Source organism: Streptomyces sp. NPDC098781, from assembly GCF_044759995.1.
Classification (GTDB): Bacteria; Actinomycetota; Actinomycetes; order Streptomycetales; family Streptomycetaceae; genus Streptomyces.
Genome location: NZ_JBIWAK010000008.1, coordinates 31,272 through 49,714, shown reverse-complemented (window position 1 = coordinate 49,714; position 18,443 = coordinate 31,272). Strand labels below are relative to the sequence as shown.

Here is an 18,443-nt window from a genome sequence, read left to right as displayed (position 1 = left end):
CTACGGTCCGTTCAGGCGGGAAGACGATCAGTATGTCTGTGGTCGGCGCCTGCCCGACGCCCTACTCGTACCCGAGGAGCCTGCCCGTGCATCGTCCCCCCAGCGCCGAGACCGAGGTAGCGGCCGAACTGGCCGATGTGCGCCCCGAACTCGTCTCGCGGTACTCGGCCGAGTTGCCCGGGGCCCGCGCGGCCGTGCTGACCCGGCTGTGGCGTGCCCTGGCGTACGAGCCGCTGCCGTGGGTGGACCGGCGCGAACGCGGACGGGAGGGCCTCACCCTGCGCCTTGCGGACGGTCGCCGGCTGCACGGCCCGCATGCCGACCCGTACGCGACCGCCGCCTACGTCACCGCCGTTCGGCTCGACGGCACCTCGTACGACGATCCGGCCCGGCTGCTGACCGGCCTCTCCGTACCGCACGGGGCGTCGCTCGCCACCGAACTCGGGCACAGCGTGGCCTCGTTGGCCCTGTCGCGGGCCGGTCAGGAAGGTCACTCGCAGGAGGCGCCGGAGCGCGACTGGGAGTGGGAGCAGCGAGTCGTGGACGGGCATCCGTTCCACCCCAACTGCCGTTCCCGGCCCGGCTTCTCGGTGCCCGAGCAGCTGGCGTACGGGCCCGAGCACCGGCCGGTGGTGACGTTGGCGCGGGTGCCGGTGCGGGCGCGGGAGTGCCTGGTGACGGGCGAGTGGCCGCAGGGGATGCGGGACGGGGACCGGCTGCTGATCCCGGTGCATCCGTGGCAGGCCGAGCATGTGCTCAAGCGGCCCCGCGACCCCTACGACGAGGGGATCGCCGCGCATCCGCTGATGTCCCTGCGCACGCTCGCCGTCCCCGGAGGACCGCACGTCAAGACCGCGTTGAGTGCCCGGCTGACCTCCTCGGTGCGGGACATCTCGGTGTACTCCGTCGGGCTGTCGGCCACGCTGTCCGACTTCGCGGAGGCGCTGGCGGCCCGCATGGACGGGCTGCTGCACGTCACCCGCACGCTGGGGGCGGCGACGGCCGACTCGCCCGATCTGGCGGCGGTGGTGCGGGAGTCGCCGCAGGTGTACGCGGGTCCCGGTGAGCGGGTGGTGCCGGTCGCCGCACTCGTCACCACCGGGTTGCCCCGGTCCCCGAAGTGGCAGGCCGAGTTCACCCGGCTCGCCCTCACCGTGGGGCTGCGGCTGCTGGAGCTGGGGGTGGCGCTGGAGGCGCACGGCCAGAACCTGCTCGTGGTGGTGGGGCCGGACGGCTCCCCGGTGCGGCTGGTCTACCGGGACCTCGCCGACATCCGGGTCAGTCCGGCGCGGCTGGCCCGGCACGGCATCCCCGTTCCCGAGCTGGCCGGCCGGATCGTCACGGACGACGTGCCGGCCCTGCGCCGCAAGCTGCTCGGATCCCTGGTGGCCGGGGCGCTCGCGGGGACGGTGGGTTCCGGCCCGGCGTTGCGCGGGGCGCTGGAGGCGGTCGTACGGGATCTGCCGGGGACCGTGGATCTGGCCGCTCTGGGTGATCGGGCGCTGCCCACGAAGGCGCTGACCCTGATGCGGCTGTCGCCCGGGACGCCCGGGGACCAGTGGGCGGAACTGCCCAATCCGCTGGTCGGTGAGGTGTTCTGACCCCCGTTCCGACCTCGTTTGAAGCCGGACACCTCTGATCAATAAGATCCGCCGATGATCACAAGAACACGGCTGGCGACCGGGGTTTGCGCCCTGCTCGCCGCGCTCGCGGCCGGGATGGCGTTCCCGGCCGGGGCGGTTGCCGATGAGACCAGCGCGATGGCGCCCAAGGTCGATCTCGTCCTCGACGTGAGCGGCTCGATGCGGGCCAGGGACATCGACGGCCAGTCCCGGATGGCCGCCGCGAAGCAGGCCTTCAACGAGGTGCTCGACGCGACTCCCGAGGAGGTCCAGCTCGGCATCCGCACACTCGGCGCCAACTACCCGGGCGACGACCGCAAGACGGGCTGCAAGGACACCGCGCAGCTCTACCCGGTCGGCCCACTGGACCGCACCGAGGCCAAGGCCGCGGTGGCGACCCTGGCGCCCACCGGCTGGACGCCGATCGGCCCCGCCCTGCTCAAGGCGGCCGACGACCTGGACGGCGGCGAGGGCTCCAAGCGCATCGTGCTGATCAGCGACGGCGAGGACACCTGCGCCCCGCTCGACCCGTGCGAGGTCGCCCGGGAGATCGCCGCCAAGGGCATCGGCCTGACCATCGACACGCTCGGACTGGTCCCGAACACCAAGCTGCGCCAGCAGCTCAGCTGCATCGCCGAGGCGACCGGCGGCACCTTCACCTCGGTCGAGCACACCGACGAACTCACCGACAAGGTCAACCAGTTGGTGGACCGGGCGGCCGACCCGGTGGTGACTCCGGTCGCGACGACCGGCGCGGACCAGTGTGCGAAGGCGCCCACGCTGAAGTCCGGCCTGTACACCGACCGCGAGGAGTTCGGGCAGCAGCGCTGGTACCGGGTGAACGTCGAGCCCGGCCAGGAGCTGCGTGCGTCCGTGAGCGTGTCGGCCGACCGTGCGGTGAACCCCTCCTACGGGGTGTTGCTGCGGGCGGTGACCGAGCGCGGCCGGGAGATCGTGCGCGGCGAGGCGGCGGGCAACGGCCGTACGGACGTCGTGTCGACCGGCGTGCGCTACCCGAAGGCCGAGGCGGACGACGACGAGGACACCGCGCCCGCCGAGGCCGTGTGCCTCCAGATCACCCACTCCTTCTCGGCGGGCTCCGGTGTGCAGACCACGCCCGGTCTGCCGCTGGAACTGACGATCGACGTCGTGGACGGTGCGTCGCAGTCGAGCGACGTGGCCTCCTTCGGTCTCGGGCGCGGCTGGTGGCTGCTCGGCGCGCTGATCCTCACCGGCTTCCTCGCCGGTCTCGTCTGGGGCTGGCTGTCGCGCTGGCGGCTCGCGGTCTGGAGGACCAACTGATGCGGATCACACGTGTGGTGAGCGGCGCCCTGCTGGCGCTGGGGCTGGCCGCGGGTCCCGCGGCGGCCGACTCCTCCCCGTCGCCGAGCGCGTCGGAGGAGGGCGGCGCGCCGACCCTGGCGGGTACGTCCTTCCGTACGGCGACGGAGGTCGAGCAGGGGCAGACGGCCACGGCGAGCGCCTCCACCGGCGACTACCTGTACTGGTCGTTCCCGGCGGACGCCGGCCGACGCCCCACCGTGAAGGCGACGGTGAAGCTGCCCGACACGCACGCCGCCGAGACCTGGCAGATCGACGTGTACGACGGTCTGCGGCGCCGCCAGGCCTGCCAGTACGGGGCCCAGACGCGCACCGCGGCGGCGAACACGGCCTCGGTGGAGCTGACCTGCGTCCTGCGCACGGTCCGCGCCTGGTCGGAGCAGTGGGCCGACGACCCGCTGCCGGGGACGTACTACATCCGGCTGACGGCTGTCGACGTGCCCACCTCCGACCTCGGTCTGCCGGTCGGCGCCGAGGTCCGGGTCGACTCCAAGGACATCGGCGGTTCGGCGGCGGTGGACGGCTCGCTGGCCCGGCCGCTGGTGCCGGGCGCCGGAGTCATCTCCCAGGGCGGTGAGGAGGAGTCCACCAAGGAGGCGCTGCTCGCGAGCCTCGAACCCAGCGACGGCTGGGCGTCCGGCTGGTGGTCCGACCGGTGGGTGTGGACGGCGATCGGCGGGGTGCTGGCCGCGCTCGCGGGGATCGGCGGTTACGCGCTGACCCGTGGCGCGGGACGGCCGGTGCGGGTGCCGCCGGGCGCCTGACGCCTCGTCAGTCCAGCGAGCGATGCCCGCCGTACGATCGCGTACGGCGGGCATCGCTCGCTCCACTCACACGTCGAGCAGCGCCTTGGCCAGGGTCCCGTCGCCGCTCACCTCGATACGACCGTCCCGGACGGCCTCCGCCACGCTCGACTCCCCCCGCGCGACCGCCTCGCACGTCCCGGAGTCCAGTACCAGCCGCGCGTCGGGCTCCGTCGGCGCGGCACCGTCGCCGTAGACCGGCCCGTCCTCGGCACCGAGGTGGAGATGGAAATCCCCCTCCACCAGCCGGACTTCGACGAGTCCCTCCCCGTCCAGCTGCCGCAGCAGCGGCAGCGCGAACCAGTGCGCGCGCACGGCGTCGGTGGGGCGCCGCTCCCCCAGCTCGGCCTCGCCCCACTCGACCAGCGCCTGCAACACGGGCAGCAACTGCCGTCCGCGCGAGGTGAGTTCGTAGACGAACGCCGCGCCGGGCGGCGGCAGCTTGCGCCGTGTGCTGATCCCGTCCCGCTCCATGTCCTTCAGCCGTGACGCCAGTACGTCCGTGCTGACGCCGGGCAGGTCGGCGTGCAGGTCGGTGTAGCGCCGCGGGCCGGCCAGCAACTCCCGGACGATCAGCAGGGTCCAGCGGTCGCCGACGACGTCGAGCGCGCGGGCGGCGGAACAGTACTGGTCGTAGCTTCGGCGAGGTGACATGCGACGCAGTCTAGACATGTTGTTGGACTTTCCAAGCTCGAACTTGGTAAAACCAAGCAACACACGAAACCGGAGGGGCGAGCGCGCATGGAGTTCCGGCAGTCGAACAAGCTCAGCGAGGTCTGCTACGAGATCCGCGGCCCGGTGATCGAGCACGCCGACGCACTGGAGAAGGCGGGCCACAGCGTGCTCCGCCTGAACACCGGCAACCCCGCGCTCTTCGGCTTCGAGGCGCCGGAGGAGATCCTCCAGGACATGATCCGGATGCTCCCCCAGGCACACGGCTACACCGACTCCCGCGGTGTCCTGTCCGCCCGCCGGGCCGTCGCCCAGCGCTACCAGACGCTCGGTCTGGAGGTCGGCGTCGACGACGTCTTCCTGGGCAACGGCGTGTCCGAGCTGGTCTCGATGGCCGTACAGGCACTGATCGAGGACGGCGACGAGATCCTCATCCCCGCCCCGGACTTCCCGCTGTGGACCGCGGTGACCACCCTCGCCGGCGGCAAGGCGGTGCACTACCTCTGCGACGAGCAGTCCGACTGGTACCCGGACCTGGACGACATGGCGTCGAAGATCACGGACCGCACCAAGGCCGTGGTCATCATCAACCCGAACAACCCCACCGGCGCGGTCTACCCCAAGGAGATCGTCGAGGGCATCCTCGACCTCGCCCGCCGGCACGGCCTGATGGTCTTCGCCGACGAGATCTACGACCAGATCCTCTACGACGACGCCGTGCACCACTCGGCCGCCGCCCTCGCCCCCGACCTGGTGGTGCTCACCTTCTGCGGCCTGTCGAAGACGTACCGGGTGGCGGGCTTCCGCTCCGGCTGGCTGGTGGTCACCGGTCCGAAGCAGCACGCGAAGAACTACCTGGAGGGCCTGACGATGCTGGCCTCCATGCGGCTGTGCGCCAACGCGCCCGCCCAGTACGCCATCCAGGCCGCGCTCGGCGGCCGGCAGTCGATCCGCGAGCTGACCACGCCCGGCGGACGCCTGCGCGAACAGCGCGACGTGGCCTGGCAGAAGCTCAACGAGATCCCCGGCGTGTCGTGTGTGAAGCCCAAGGGCGCGCTGTACGCGTTCCCGCGCATCGACCCCAAGGTGCACAAGATCCACGACGACGAGAAGTTCGTCCTCGACCTGCTCCTGCGGGAGAAGATCCAGGTGGTCCAGGGCACCGGCTTCAACTGGCCGAGCCCCGACCACTTCCGGATTCTGACCCTGCCGTACGCGGAGGACCTGGAGGCGGCGATCGGGCGGATCGGGCGGTTCCTGAGCGGATACCGGCAGGAGTGACCGCTCCGGTGGGTAGGACCCTTCCATGAGCACCCGCCCCCTGCTGCTCCTCGACGTGGACGGCCCCCTCAACCCGTTCCGCGCCCCGTTCCTGCGCCACCGCGGCTATGTCACCCGGCGGCTGCACCCCGCGAACTGGTCGGCCCGGCAGGCACCGGGGTCCCGGCGGCTGCGTCGCGGGCTGCGGGTGCGGCTGCATCCCGGGCACGGGGCGCGGCTGCTGGCACTGCCCTACGAGCTGGCGTGGGCCACCACCTGGCAGCACCAGGCCAACGAGATGATCGCGCCGGTGATCGGGCTGCCCGCCGATCTGCCGGTGATCGAGTGGCCCGCCCTCTTCGAGCGGGACCCCGAGGGGCTGTACTGGAAGACCCGGCACGTGGTCGCGTGGGCGGCGGGACGGCCGTTCGTCTGGGTCGACGACATGATCACCGGCCTCGACGTACGCCATGTGGCGGCCCACCACGAAGGCGCGGCGCTGCTGCTGCCGGTCGACGCGCGCAGGGGACTGCGGGAGCGTGACTTCGCGGAGTTGGAACGCTGGGCTCTTAGCCTGTGACACATGGCTGATCTCTTTCTCGTCCGGCACGGTGAGACCGAGTGGTCCCGGTCCGGACGGCACACGGGATGGACGGATGTTCCGCTCACCGAGCGCGGGCGGGAGGAGGCGCGGCGGCTGGTACCGCTGATCCGGTCGCATCGGATCGGGGCCGCGTTCGTCAGCCCGTCGCAGCGGGCACGGGAGACCGCCGAGCTGATCGGGCTGCACGACGTGCGGGTCGACACCGATCTGCGGGAGTGGGACTACGGCGGCTACGAGGGCATCACGACCGTCGAGATCCAGCACGAGCGGCCGGGGTGGTTCCTGTTCACGGACGGGGTGGCGCCGGGGCCGCCCGACCACCCCGGGGAGAGCCCGGAGCAGGTCGGGGAGCGCGCCGACCGGATGCTGGCCAAGGTGGACGCGGCCTTCGCCAACAACGAGGGCTGCGTGGTGCTCGTGGCCCACGGACACTTCCTGCGGGTGCTCACGGCCCGGCGCCTCGGCCTGCCGCCGGCCGACGGGGCACTGTTCCAACTGGCGACGGGAACGGTGTGCCGACTGGGCACCGAGCACGGCCGGCCGGTCATCGCCGGCTGGAATGTCAGACCCGGGTCGTAGCCTTCCCATGGGTCGTCCGTAGCGGGGCGTCCCGGAAGCAGTTCACCGGGGAGGAGTACGCCATGACACGCCCGCCGACCACCGCCCAGCGGCGTGTCATCGACGCCGCCGATCCCGACACCGGGCGGCTCAGGGGCACGGAGGCACAGCTCGCGGCGCTGGTGAAGCGTGGGCTCGCCTTCCGGCATCCGCGGCCGCCGCACGATCACTTTCTGACGCCCGCGGGGCATCGGATACGGGAGGGCGAGCCGACCGCAACCGCGGAGTCCGAGCCTACCGAGGCGGCTCGCGGTGTCTTCGCCGCGCGGATCGGCGGGGAGGAGCACCCCCCGAGGCCGGGGCCCGCGCGGCTGCGTGAGGTGCGTGGGGCCTGGCAGGGGATGCTGGAGCTGCGCCGGATGACCAACCCGGACGGGGCGACGGACCGGCCGTGCGGGTGGGAGCGCGCGCATCTCGTGCAGGCCGCCGCGCTCGCGCTGGAGGCCGCCGGGCACCCTCCGGCCGGGCCGGACTCCGAGGCGGGGTACCGGGTGCGGGCGACCCCGCAGCCCGACGCGGTCGCCGTGCGGGAGCCGGACGGGGAGCGGCTGCGGGCCTGCGCGGCCACACTGGAAGAGGCGGGCTGGCAGGTCGGCGAGTACACCGAGCCCCGTACCAGAGCGCGCTATCTGCTGGCGTCCCCGCGCCGGACCTGATGGGCGTGCCAAGATCGGTGCACAGCGCATCGAATGTCAGAAGGGGAAGAAGTGAGCGAGCCGTATTCCGTCCGGGTCACCGTCCGCGGCTATGAGACGGACGTGCAGGGGCACGTCAACCAGAGCGTGTACCTCAACTACGCGGAGCACGCCCGCTGGTCGTTGCTCCAGGCCGCGGGCATCGGCCAGCGGAACCTCATAGGCAAGGGCGTCGGCCCGGTCGCCCTGGAGACGACGATCCGCTACAAGCGGGAGCTCCTCGCCGGTGACGAGGTCGATGTGACGTGCGTCTTCGAGTGGTCGGACGGCAAGACCTTCCGTATCGAGCAGATCGTGCGCAAGGCGGACGGCACGGTGGCCGCCGAGCTCACGGCGGTCGGCGGTCTCCTGGACCTCGCGGAGCGCAAGCTGGTGGCCCGTCCCGACGAGATCTTCAAGGAGCTGGCGTCGGACCCGAGCCTGTTCGGGCTGTGAGTCACCCCGGTTCCGGTGCGTGCTCCTCGTCGTAGGCCGCACGCGAGTCGGCGATGTAGACCCTGTTGCGCTCGGCCCAGTCGGTCAGGCGTCGCAGGGTCTCGTACAACTCCCGCGCCACGGGCGTCAGTTCGTACTCCACCTTTGGCGGCACCGTCGGATGGACGGTCCGTGTGACCAGGCCGTCGCGCTCCAGATTGCGCAGGGTCAGCGTGAGCATCCGGCGGCTGATGCCCTCGATCCCGCGCTCCAGCTCGGTGAAGCGGATGGGTCCGTGAGCGGCCGCGACCAGGATCTGTACGCTCCATTTTCCGGAGACCCTGTCAAGAACCTCGCGGACCGGGCACGCCTCGGCGTTCACTGCCTGGACGGTAACACCGGTGTTCCTCGGGGACATCGGACTGCCTCCTTACGCCGCCCCTCCATGGTCACTCACGATGTACTCCGTTACAAGTCGTGCACCACGGAGCATCCGGAGGCAGGACCGCCATGACGGCCATCGTCGAGTCCCCGACGCCGGCACCACACCGAACCTACTCCCGCTGGGCGTCCCTCGTCGTGCTGTGCGCGGGGACACTGATGACGATCCTGGACGGCAACATCGTCACGGTCGCCATGCCCGCCGTCCAGAGCGACCTCGGCTTCTCGGGGCCGGGGCTGGCCTGGGTCGTCAACGCCTATCTGATCCCGTTCGGCGGGCTGCTGTTGCTGGCGGGCCGGCTCGGCGACCTCATCGGCCGCAAGCGGATGTTCACGGCGGGGCTCGCCGTGTTCACCGCGGCCTCCGTGCTGTGCGGGGTGGCGACCGGGCCTGGCATGCTGATCGCGGCGCGCGCCGTGCAGGGCGTGGGCGGGGCGATGACCTCGGCCGTGGTGCTCGGCATGCTGGTCGCGCTCTTCCCCGAGCCGCGCGAACAGGCCCGCGCCATCGCGGTGTTCAGCGCGGTCGGCGCGGCGGGCGGGGCGCTCGGCACGTTTCTCGGCGGGGCGCTGACCGAGGCCCTGAACTGGCACTGGATCTTCCTGATCAACCTGCCGATCGGGATCGTGTCCCTGCTCGCGGCCGTGCGGATCCTGCGACCGGACCGCGGCGCCGGCCTCGGCAGGGGCGCCGACTACCCGGGCGCGGCGCTGGTCACCGGCGCCCTCATGCTCACGGTGTACGTCATCGTCGGCGCCGGCGAGCGCGAACTCACCGCCACCCTGCTGCTCGCCGCCCTCGTGCCGGCCCTGTTCGCGGCGTTCACGCTCCGCCAGGCACGGGCGGCACGTCCCCTGCTGCGGCTGCGCCTGTTCAACTCCCGGCTGTTGAGCGGTGCGAACGCCGTGCAGATCCTGATGATCGCGACGATGTACGGCTTCCAGTTCATCGGCGCCCTCTATCTGCAACGCGTCCTCGGCTACGGCGAGTTGCTGACCGGCACGGCGTTCCTGCCGGCGCCGATCGCCATCGGCGTGCTGATGCTGGGCCTGTCGGCCCGTACCGTCGGCCGGTTCGGCGCGTACCGGGTGCTGCTGGCCGGGCTGGTGCTCATCGTCGCCGGCATGGCACTGCTCAGCCGCGCCCCCGTCGACGGCTCCTACGTCACGGACGTGCTCCCGCCCCTGCTCCTGCTCGCCACCGGTTTCGCCGCCGCGATGCCCGCCCTGACCGGGCTAGCGATGTCGGGAGCCCGCGAGGAGGACGCGGGGCTCGCGTCCGGCCTCTTCAACACCACGCAGGTGGTGGGCGGTTCGCTCGGCCTGGCGGTGCTGTCGGTGGCCTGCGCGAGCGCGGTACGGAACTGACAGCCGCCACAGCTGCTGGTTATCAACTTGCTTTCCAGGTAGGGGCGTTGATCGGGGTGGGCGCGCTGATACTGGCGGCGGTCGTGCTGCGATCGCGGCAGAACTGAGCACAACCATTCGGATACCCCGTGGGTCACATCATGCAGGAGAAACCAACTCCTATGATCACCAGGGGGAAATATGCGATTCACCCGTTCTGTACTGTCCGGCGCCGCGGTGGCGGCCCTGATGGTGGGGAGCACGGCCGCCCTGGCCGCGCCCGCCTCCGCGGCGCCCAACACCACCCCGCAGAAGGTCTGCGGAAGCGCCTACAAGACCGTGAACTCGGCGCCCGTCGGCTCGCTGGGCACCGTCTACCTGACGTACAACGCGTCCAACGGCGAGAACTGCGTCGTGACCATCCGCAAGAACCCGGGCGCCGCCCAGGACATGTCCGCGTGGATCTACGTCCCCGACACCGACGAGTACCACGAGGACAACGGCAGCTTCACGTCGTACGCGGGACCGACGTACGTCACCGGCAAGGGCCACTGCGTCGACTGGGGTGGGCACATCAAGAACGTGTACGTGCAGGTGACCGGCTCCAACTGCGGTTCCCTCAAGGAGAACCGGGTGACCTTCACCCGCTGATCCTGCCCCACGGGAACACCGTGCGCCCCGGCGGGTATGCCGGGGCGCACGGCCGCGACGAGCGTGCCGTCGAGCAGACAGCGTTGTTCGCCGACCTCAAGGCGTCGCCGGCGTCCGGGTCGCCCCGGTGATCTCCTCCCCTGCCTCCATCGGGTGGGTCACGTCCTGGGCGTCCCTGCTGGTGCCCAGGTGGTTGAAGACGAGGTTGAGGGCCACCGCCGCCACGCAGCCCGTGGAGATGCCGGAGTCGAGGACGATGCGTGCCGTCTCCGGGAAGGCGTGGTAGAAGTCCGGCGCCGTGATCGGGATGATGCCGACGGCCAGCGAGACGGCGACGATCAGGATGTTGTTGTCCTTCTCCAGGCCGGCCCGGACGAGGGTCTGGATGCCGCTCGCGGCCACCGAACCGAAGAGGACGACGCCCGCGCCGCCCAGTACCGGGCGCGGTACGACCGCGATCAGTGAAGCGGCCATCGGGCACAGGCCCATCAGCACCAGGAAGCCACCGCCCACGGCGACGACGTACCGGCTGCGGATCTTCGTCATCGCGACCAGGCCGATGTTCTGGGCGAAGGCGCTGCACATGAAGCCGTTGAAGAGCGGGCTGATCGCCGAGCCGAGGGTGTCGGCGCGCAGACCGGCCGCGATGGTCTTCTCGTCGGCCGGGCGCTCGACGATCTCACCGAGCGCCAGCATGTCGGCCGTCGACTCGGTCATCGACACCACCATCACGACGCACAGCGAGATGATCGCGGCGAGCTGGAACTGGGGTGCGCCGAAGTGGAACGGCGTCGGGAAGCCGATGACGTCCGCGTCCGCGACCGGGCCGAAGTCCGTGACGCCGAACGGGATCGCGATCAGCGTGCCGATCACCAGGCCCAGCAGCACCGCGATCTGTTTCACGAAGCCCCGGGTGAAGCGGCGCAGCAGCAGGACGATCAGCAGGGTCACCGCGGCCAGGCCCAGGTTCGTCGCCGAACCGAAGTCGTCCGCCGCGGGGTTGGGACCCTGCGCCCAGCCGAAGGCGACCGGGAGAAGGGATATGCCGATCAGCGTGATGACCGTACCGGTCACCACCGGCGGGAAGAAGCGGACCGCCTTGCTGAAGAAGGGGGCGGCCAGGAAGCCGAGGAGGCCGGCGACGATGACCGCGCCGAAGATGATCGGCAGGGCGTCGGACTTGTCCTCGGTGGAGGCGACGACCGCGGTCATGGGGGCGACGCCGGCGAAGGTGACGCCGTTGACGAACGGCAGCCGGGCGCCGATCTTCCAGATGCCGAGCGTCTGGAGGAAGGTGGCGAGGCCCGCGGTGAACAGGCAGGCGCCGGTGAGGAAGGTCAGGTCGGTGGCGGAGAGGCCGATGGCCGCGCCGACGATCAGGGGTGGGGCGACGACTCCCGCATACATGGCGGCCACGTGTTGCAGACCGGTGGTCGCCATTTTCAGGGCGGGGAGTTTCTCGTCGACTGGGTGAGCGGTTTGGGCGGACACTGCGGCTCTCCTCCGGGCGGTTACACGTCGGCTCTGACGTGGGTTTCAGGGAGGTGGTGCAAGTGGTCGTGCGGGACCGGGACGGGCCCGTTCCGGGGGAAACGGAGACCGTTCCGGGGCGCACGCGTTCACGCACGCGCCCCGGAGACGGCCGCCATGGACCCCGCTCGGGTCCACGGCCACCGGTCGGGAGCCGTCCCTCCCGACCGGAGATCTTCAACTGGTCAGCCCTGCGCGGCGATCCTCGCCAGGCGCTGGGCCTCCAGCCGCGTCGAGCGGGCGATGGCGTCCTCGTCGGCCGTCAGCAGCCGCCCGTCCTCGACGATCTGCCGGCCGTTCACGAACGACGCGGTGACAGGGGCCGCCGCGCCGAAGACCAGGGCGGTCACCGGGTCGGCGATGGAGGCGTGCGCGAGCGTGTCCAGCTTCCAGAGCACGAGGTCGGCGAGCTTGCCCGGCTCCAGCGAGCCGATCTCGGTGGCGCGGCCGAGGACCTGGGCACCGCCGTAGGTGCCGAGCCGCAGCGCCTGCCGGGCGTTCAGGGCGGCCTCGCGGTGGGCGCCGAGCCGGTTGATCAGCAGGGCGTTGCGCAGTTCGGTGTGCAGCTCGCCGGACTCGTTGGACGCGGTGCCGTCGACGCCGAGGCCGACCGGGACGCCGGCCGCCAGCATGTCGGGGACGCGGGCGATACCGGCCGCGAGGCGGGCGTTGGAGGAGGGGCAGTGGGCGACACCGGTCTTCGTACGGGCGAAGGCGGCGATGTCGGAGTCGTTCATGTGGACGCAGTGCGCCATCCACACGTCCTCACCGAGCCAGCCGGTGGACTCGAAGTAGTCGGTCGGGCCCATGCCGAACAGCTCGTGGCAGAACTTCTCCTCCTCCACGGTCTCCGAGCCGTGGGTGTGCATGCGCACGCCGAGCCGGCGGGCGAGTTCGGCACCCTGCTTGAGCAGTTCGGTGGAGATGGAGAAGGGGGAGCAGGGGGCGACCGCGACCTGGGTCATGGCGTCGAAGGAGGAGTCGTGGTGCTGCTTGACGGTCTCCTCGGTCGCGGCCAGCGCGCCTTCGAGGGTCTCCACGGCGAAGTCCGGCGGCAGCCCGCCGTCCTTCTCGCTGCGGTCCATCGAGCCGCGGGCCAGGGTGAAGCGGACGCCCATGTCGCGGGCGGCGCCGATGATGGCGCCGGACAGGTCGCCGGAGCCCTGCGGGTAGACGTAGTGGTGGTCCATCGCGGTGGTGACACCGCCGCGGGCCATCATCGCCAGCGAGCCCTGCGCGGCCGAGCGCACCATCTCCTCGTCGATGCGCGCCCAGGTCGGGTAGAGGGCGACGAGCCAGTTGAAGAGGTTGTGGTCGGTGGCCAGGCCGCGGGTGATCCACTGGTAGAAGTGGTGATGGGTGTTGATCAGGCCGGGGGTCACGAGATGCCCGGTGGCATCGACACGGCGGACCACGTTGTCCAGGCCCTCGGGGGCGCTGCCCGCGCCGAGCGACTCGATGCGGTTGTCCGCGATGACGAGGTGGCCGGTCGCGTACTCGGTGTCGTTCGCGTCCACGGTCGCGATCGAACAGTTCTCGATGACGATGCGCTGGGCTGCTGCCATGGTTCGTCCTTTGCGCTGATGTGGAGAGGGCACGGCAGGACCCCGGGAGTTTTGAGTGCCGTGTCCGGGGAGGGGGGTTCCCCGGACACGGGTGCCGAAAAGAGAAGGATCAGAGGTTGGTGAGGTCCACGGGGATCTTCGCCTCGCAGCCGTCCCGCAGGATGGTCGCCTCGATCAGGCCGTAGGGGCGGTCGGCGGCGTAGTACACCTCGTTGTCGTTCTTCAGCCCGAACGGCTCCAGGTCCACCAGGAAGTGGTGCTTGTTCGGGAGGGAGAAGCGGACCTCGTCGATCTCGCTGCGGTTGTTGATGATGCGCGAGCCCATCTGGTACAGCGTCTGCTGCAAGGACAGCGAGTAGGTCTCGGCGAAGGCGTGCAGCATGTGCTTCTTGGTCTGCTCGTAGGACTTCTCCCAGTTCGGCATCCGCTGCTCGTCGTCGGTCCAGTTGAACCGCCAGCGGCCGGCGACCTGGGTCGCCAGGATGCGGTCGTACGCCTCCTGGAGGGTCGTGTACTTGTCCTTGACGTAGCCCCAGAACTCGGAGTTGGTCGAGTTCATCACGACGAGGTCCTTGAGGCCGGAGATGACCTCCCACTTCTCGCCGTCGTAGGTGATCTGGGTGAGCCGCGTCTCCTGGCCCTGGCGGACGAAGGAGTGCTTGACCTCGTCGGCGCCGATGAACTGCGAGTTGGCGTCGGAGGCCTCGATCCGCTGCCAGGCGTACTCCTCGATCCGGATCCGGGCCTGCTGGATCGGCTCCTGCGAGGTCACGAAGTGCCGGGCGAGGTGGATGCCGAACTGCTCGGCGGACTCGATGCCGTACTCCTTGGCGAACGCGTACACCGTGTTCTTGGTGGTGTCGGTCGGCAGGACGTTGGCGTTGGAGCCGGAGTAGTGGACCTCGTCCATGTCGCCGGAGAGGGCGACGGAGACGTTCAGGTCCTTGATGTGATGGGTGGCGCCGTCCCGCGTGATCTTTACGACTCGGTTCTCGGCCTTGCCGTACTGGTTCTGTCCCAGGATCGTGGGCATGTGTCTGCTAGCTCCCTCGGTATACGGAGTAGCCGAACGGGTTGAGCAGCAGCGGTACGTGGTAGTGCTCGCCCGGCATGACGGCGAACGTGATCGCCACCTCCGGGAAGAACACACCAGGTCCGCTGTCCCGATTCGCGGGGGCGTCCTGCTGCGCATCGGCTTGCTTGTTCTCGAAATACGGCTCGACGGCGAAGTCGAGCCGTACGTGTGTGGTCCCCTCCGGCAGCGCGGGGAGGTCCTTGCACCGCCCGTCCGCGTCGGTCGCGGAGCCGCCGAGCGCCTGCCAGTCCGCCTCCCGGCCGCTGCGGGCCGTGAGCCGGACGACGACGCCCTCGGCGGGGCGGCCGATGCTGGTGTCCAGGATGTGGGTGGACACGGAGGCCGTGGTGCTGGTGCTCATGCTGCTGTCAGTCCTCTTCGACGATGCGGGCGAGCCGAATACGGTTGATCTTGCCCAGCTCGGTGCGGACGATCTCCCGCTCCTGCTCCGGCGAGTTGCCGATCCGCTGCTCGAGCGCGTCGCGCATCTGCTCGCCGGTGCGGCCGGTGGCGCAGATCAGGAAGACATGGCCGAACCGGTCCTGGTAGGCCAGGTTGAGTTCGAGCATCTCCGCCTTGAGCTCCTCGGAGGCGCCGGCCATGCCGCGCTGCTCCCGGGCCGAGGTCGGGTCGCCCGGCTTGGGGCGGCCGATCGGCGGGTGCCCGGCCATGGCCTCGGCCAGGTCCTCGGCGGTCAGCTCGGCCATGGCGGCGTCGCTGGCGGTGTAGAGGGCCTCGACGGAGGTGTGGGGGCGGCCGGCGAGCAGCCGCTTCACCCAGGCGGTGGAGGCGCACGCCTCGTGCAGGGCGGCGTGCGCCGCGTGCTCCTCCAGGGCGTTGAACCGGGCCAGGCCCGGGGGCGTGGAATTCGACGTCACGGGAGCCTCCGTGGCCGCGAAGGGCCTTCGTACTGAACGGGCGTGCCGATAGCTAACGCCCTACCACGACGAGACGTCAACACTTTGTTGAAAATTCGCGGTACCGAAACCGGGCGGGGCGTCACCGGAGCCTCTTCTCCCCGTTCAGCCCCTCCCGGACACCCGTGTCCCCGTTCGTGCCGCCTCAGGCACCCTTCTCGCGGTTGAGGTAGTTGTAGACCGTGAAGCGGCTGACGCCGAGCGCGCCGGCCACGGTCTCGACGCCGTGCCGGACGGAGAAGGCGCCGCGCGCCTCCAGTATCCGTACGACCTCCTGCTTGTCCTTGCGGTCCAGGTCGGCCAGCGGCCTGCCCTTCCTGCGCTCCATGGCGGCCAGGATGTGATCCAGGGAGTCGGCCAGCTGGGGCAGGCGCACGGCGAGGACGTCGGCACCCTCCCAGGAGAGCACGACATCCTCGGGGCCGGCCTCGTCCGGCGGGAGTATCTCGCCGCCCATGGCGTCGACCAGCGGCTTCACGGCCGCGATGAAGGGCTCTTCCCCGCTGCCGGTCACTCCCCGCCCTCCCCGACCACGTTGACCTGGAGCGAGATCCGGGTGGCGCCGGCCTCCAGGCTCTTGCGCAGCAGGGCGTCCACGGCGGTGAGCACGGCGTCGGCCCCGCCCTCCGCCGTGTTGCCGAACGGCCCGACGTCCACCGCGTCGAGCTCGGCGGCCTCGACGACCTCACGGGCGACCACCGCGTGCGCGGGCGCCTCATCCAGGTCGAAAGGTTCGGTCGTGAACTCCACTCTCAATCGCACGCGCACAACCTAACGCGCGCGCGAATGTTCGGGCAGCCCCTCGACCATCGGCACGAGCCCCCTTGACAAGCCACGACAGACGACGGCAATCTTCCAGTACGCAGAAACTAACTTCCGCTATATGGAATCTCGACAAACGGAAGGGAGCGCCGGCGACATGGGATTCGCAGAGCAGCGCTTCAACGTCAACCTGTCGATCCTCTTCACGGAACTCCCGCTTCTGGAGCGCCCCGCGGCCGCCGCCGCGGCCGGCTTCACCGCGGTCGAGCTGTGGTGGCCCTGGATCGACTCCCCCACCCCCGAGCAGTCCGAGCTCGACGCCCTGAAGCAGGCGATCGAGGACGCGGGCGTCCAGCTCACCGGCCTGAACTTCTACGCCGGTCAGCTGCCCGGCCCCGACCGCGGCGCCCTGTCGGTCCCGGGCGAGGAGTCGGAGCGGTTCCGCGCCAACATCGACGTGGCGGCGGACTTCGCGGCCTCCCTGGGCTGCACGGCGCTCAACGCGCTGTACGGCAACCGGGTCGAGGGCGTGGACCCGGCCGAGCAGGACGCGCTCGCGCTGGAGAACCTGGTCCTCGCGGCCCGCGCGGCCGACCGGATCGGCGCGATCCTGCTGATCGAGGCCCTGAACGAGCCCGAGTCGCCGCGGTACCCGCTGGTGTCGGCGCCGGCCGCGGTCGGCATCGTCGACAAGGTCAACGAGGCGACCGGACTGGGCAACGCCCGCTTCCTCATGGACCTTTACCACCTGTCCATGAATGGCGAGGACCTGCCGGCGGTGATCGAGCAGTACACCGCGAAGACCGGTCACGTGCAGATCGCCGACAACCCGGGCCGTGGCGCTCCGGGCACGGGGACGCTGCCGCTGGAGGAGCTGCTCGACCAGCTGACGAAGGCCGGTTACGAGGGCTGGGTCGGCCTGGAGTACAAGCCGGGCGACCGGCCCAGCACCGAGGCCTTCGGCTGGCTGCCGGCGGAGCACCGCGCCGCCCGCTGACGGCGCTCCACCCCCGGACCCCCGCTTCGCCCCCGAACGGGCCCGGTCCTCGAACGCCGGACGGGCCACTCGCCCCTGACCCGGCGCCCATACGCAGACGCACCACAGCAGTTCAGAGAGGCACCCCCATCATGAGCAACCTCCCCAAGATCGCCTGGATCGGCCTCGGCATCATGGGCTCCCCCATGTCCGAGAACCTGATCAAGGCGGGTTACCAGGTCACCGGCTTCACCCTGGAGCAGGACAAGCTCGACCGGCTGGCCGCGGCCGGTGGCACGGCCGCCGGTTCGATCGCCGAGGCCGTTCGGGACGCCGACGTCGTCATCACGATGGTGCCGGCCTCCCCCCAGGTCGAGGCCATCGCCTACGGCCCGGACGGCATCCTGGAGAACGCGAGGTCCGGCGCCCTGCTGATCGACATGTCCTCGATCACCCCGCAGACCTCGGTCGACCTGGCGAAGGCGGCCAAGGACAAGGGCATCCGCGTCCTGGACGCCCCGGTGTCCGGCGGCGAGGCCGGCGCCATCGAGGCGGTGCTGTCCATCATGGTCGGCGGTGAGCAGGCCGACTTCGACGAGGCCGAGCCGCTCCTCGAGGCGCTCGGCAAGACCATCGTGCTGTGCGGTCCGCACGGCTCTGGCCAGACCGTGAAGGCGGCCAACCAGCTGATCGTCGCCGTGAACATCCAGGCGTGCGCCGAGGCCGTGGTCTTCCTGGAGAAGTCCGGCGTGGACCTCCAGGCGGCCCTGGACGTCCTCAACGGCGGCCTGGCGGGCTCGACCGTGCTGACGCGGAAGAAGGACAACTTCCTGAACCGCGACTTCAAGCCGGGCTTCCGTATCGACCTGCACCACAAGGACATGGGCATCGTCACGGACGCGGCCCGCAACGTCGGCGCGGCGCTGCCGGTCGGCGCCGTGGTCGCGCAGCTGGTCGCGTCCCTGCGGACGCAGGGCGACGGCGGCCTGGACCACTCGGCCCTGCTGCGGGCCGTGGAGCGCCTCTCCGGCGCCCAGGTCTGACCCACGAGACTTCCGGGCGGCGCCTCGCTGACATCTGTCCTGTCGCGCCCAGGCGGGGCGTCGCCCGGAATCGACTTCAACAAACTGTTGACGCTCAGATTCCCTCA

General features: G+C 70.7%; 20 protein-coding genes and 1 pseudogene. 12 read left to right on the top strand and 9 right to left on the bottom strand.

Going from position 1 to position 18,443, the window contains the following annotated elements; genetic code table 11:
• Window positions 1–86 precede the first annotated feature (86 nt).
• The 3 genes from ACIQWG_RS29520 to ACIQWG_RS29510 are packed head-to-tail and all read left to right on the top strand — an operon-like array spanning window position 87 to window position 3,727.
• Complete coding sequence (locus ACIQWG_RS29520; protein ID WP_404101200.1) at window positions 87–1,601, top strand: IucA/IucC family protein; 1,515 nt, start codon at window positions 87–89, stop codon at window positions 1,599–1,601.
• A gap of 54 nt (window positions 1,602–1,655) precedes the next feature.
• Entirely contained in the window at window positions 1,656–2,924 is a 1,269-nt protein-coding gene (locus tag ACIQWG_RS29515) for a VWA domain-containing protein (protein ID WP_404101199.1), read from the top strand.
• Window positions 2,924–3,727 carry a hypothetical protein gene (locus ACIQWG_RS29510; RefSeq protein WP_404101198.1) on the top strand — a complete coding sequence of 268 codons (804 nt, stop codon included), beginning with the start codon at window positions 2,924–2,926 and terminating at the stop codon, window positions 3,725–3,727. Before ACIQWG_RS29515 ends, ACIQWG_RS29510 begins: the two co-directional genes overlap by 1 nt.
• Before the next feature lie 66 nt (window positions 3,728–3,793).
• Here the strand turns inward: ACIQWG_RS29510 and ACIQWG_RS29505 are convergent, their stop codons facing one another.
• Window positions 3,794–4,420: a winged helix-turn-helix transcriptional regulator gene (locus tag ACIQWG_RS29505; protein WP_404101197.1), complete on the bottom strand. Its 627-nt coding sequence runs from the start codon at window positions 4,418–4,420 to the stop codon at window positions 3,794–3,796.
• A gap of 87 nt (window positions 4,421–4,507) precedes the next feature.
• Here ACIQWG_RS29505 and ACIQWG_RS29500 point away from each other — a divergent pair, with 87 nt between their 5' ends.
• From ACIQWG_RS29500 to ACIQWG_RS29480, 5 genes are all read left to right on the top strand, one after another.
• Window positions 4,508–5,719: a pyridoxal phosphate-dependent aminotransferase gene (locus tag ACIQWG_RS29500; RefSeq protein ID WP_404101196.1), complete on the top strand. Its 1,212-nt coding sequence runs from the start codon at window positions 4,508–4,510 to the stop codon at window positions 5,717–5,719.
• Window positions 5,720–5,744: 25 nt separating this feature from the next.
• The gene (locus ACIQWG_RS29495) at window positions 5,745–6,278 is read left to right on the top strand and encodes a hypothetical protein (protein WP_404101195.1); all 534 of its coding nucleotides are present in this window, start codon (window positions 5,745–5,747) and stop codon (window positions 6,276–6,278) included.
• Window positions 6,279–6,281: 3 nt separating this feature from the next.
• Window positions 6,282–6,881, top strand: a complete 600-nt coding sequence (locus tag ACIQWG_RS29490) for a histidine phosphatase family protein (RefSeq protein WP_404101194.1) — start codon at window positions 6,282–6,284, stop codon at window positions 6,879–6,881.
• Between the two features lie 62 nt (window positions 6,882–6,943).
• On the top strand, window positions 6,944–7,576 hold the full coding sequence (locus ACIQWG_RS29485) for a hypothetical protein (protein WP_404101193.1): 633 nt from the start codon (window positions 6,944–6,946) through the stop codon (window positions 7,574–7,576).
• A gap of 51 nt (window positions 7,577–7,627) precedes the next feature.
• Window positions 7,628–8,050, top strand: a complete 423-nt coding sequence (locus ACIQWG_RS29480; RefSeq protein WP_404101192.1) for an acyl-CoA thioesterase — start codon at window positions 7,628–7,630, stop codon at window positions 8,048–8,050.
• A 1-nt stretch (window position 8,051) separates the two neighbouring features.
• On the opposite strand, the gene ACIQWG_RS29475 is transcribed toward ACIQWG_RS29480, so the two are convergent.
• Window positions 8,052–8,447 carry a winged helix-turn-helix transcriptional regulator gene (locus ACIQWG_RS29475; RefSeq protein WP_404101191.1) on the bottom strand — a complete coding sequence of 132 codons (396 nt, stop codon included), beginning with the start codon at window positions 8,445–8,447 and terminating at the stop codon, window positions 8,052–8,054.
• A 92-nt stretch (window positions 8,448–8,539) separates the two neighbouring features.
• Between ACIQWG_RS29475 and ACIQWG_RS29470 the strand changes: the two are divergent.
• Window positions 8,540–9,945: pseudogene (locus ACIQWG_RS29470) on the top strand (MFS transporter).
• 73 nt (window positions 9,946–10,018) lie between these two features.
• Window positions 10,019–10,468, top strand: coding sequence for a spore-associated protein (locus ACIQWG_RS29465; RefSeq protein ID WP_404101190.1), 450 nt, complete (start codon window positions 10,019–10,021; stop codon window positions 10,466–10,468).
• A 96-nt stretch (window positions 10,469–10,564) separates the two neighbouring features.
• Here the strand turns inward: ACIQWG_RS29465 and ACIQWG_RS29460 are convergent, their stop codons facing one another.
• The 7 genes from ACIQWG_RS29460 to ACIQWG_RS29430 form a co-directional block, all read right to left on the bottom strand.
• The gene (locus ACIQWG_RS29460; protein ID WP_404101189.1) at window positions 10,565–11,959 is read right to left on the bottom strand and encodes a nucleobase:cation symporter-2 family protein; all 1,395 of its coding nucleotides are present in this window, start codon (window positions 11,957–11,959) and stop codon (window positions 10,565–10,567) included.
• Window positions 11,960–12,183: 224 nt separating this feature from the next.
• Window positions 12,184–13,563, bottom strand: a complete 1,380-nt coding sequence (locus ACIQWG_RS29455; RefSeq protein ID WP_404101188.1) for an 8-oxoguanine deaminase — start codon at window positions 13,561–13,563, stop codon at window positions 12,184–12,186.
• Between the two features lie 109 nt (window positions 13,564–13,672).
• A complete protein-coding gene (gene pucL, locus ACIQWG_RS29450; RefSeq protein ID WP_404101187.1) occupies window positions 13,673–14,596 on the bottom strand; it encodes a factor-independent urate hydroxylase in 924 nt (307 codons plus the stop codon).
• 7 nt (window positions 14,597–14,603) lie between these two features.
• The gene (gene uraH, locus ACIQWG_RS29445; RefSeq protein ID WP_404101186.1) at window positions 14,604–14,999 is read right to left on the bottom strand and encodes a hydroxyisourate hydrolase; all 396 of its coding nucleotides are present in this window, start codon (window positions 14,997–14,999) and stop codon (window positions 14,604–14,606) included.
• A 7-nt stretch (window positions 15,000–15,006) separates the two neighbouring features.
• Window positions 15,007–15,516, bottom strand: a complete 510-nt coding sequence (uraD, locus tag ACIQWG_RS29440; RefSeq protein ID WP_404101185.1) for a 2-oxo-4-hydroxy-4-carboxy-5-ureidoimidazoline decarboxylase — start codon at window positions 15,514–15,516, stop codon at window positions 15,007–15,009.
• Window positions 15,517–15,700: 184 nt separating this feature from the next.
• Entirely contained in the window at window positions 15,701–16,069 is a 369-nt protein-coding gene (locus tag ACIQWG_RS29435) for a helix-turn-helix domain-containing protein (protein ID WP_404101184.1), read from the bottom strand.
• On the bottom strand, window positions 16,066–16,317 hold the full coding sequence (locus ACIQWG_RS29430) for a hypothetical protein (protein WP_404101183.1): 252 nt from the start codon (window positions 16,315–16,317) through the stop codon (window positions 16,066–16,068). Before ACIQWG_RS29430 ends, ACIQWG_RS29435 begins: the two co-directional genes overlap by 4 nt.
• 157 nt (window positions 16,318–16,474) lie before the next feature.
• On the opposite strand from ACIQWG_RS29430, the gene ACIQWG_RS29425 reads away from it, so the two are divergent.
• Window positions 16,475–17,314 (top strand): TIM barrel protein, encoded by an 840-nt coding sequence (locus ACIQWG_RS29425; RefSeq protein ID WP_404101182.1) that lies wholly within the window; start codon window positions 16,475–16,477, stop codon window positions 17,312–17,314.
• 131 nt (window positions 17,315–17,445) lie between these two features.
• A complete protein-coding gene (locus ACIQWG_RS29420) occupies window positions 17,446–18,336 on the top strand; it encodes a 2-hydroxy-3-oxopropionate reductase (protein ID WP_404101181.1) in 891 nt (296 codons plus the stop codon).
• Window positions 18,337–18,443 lie beyond the last annotated feature (107 nt).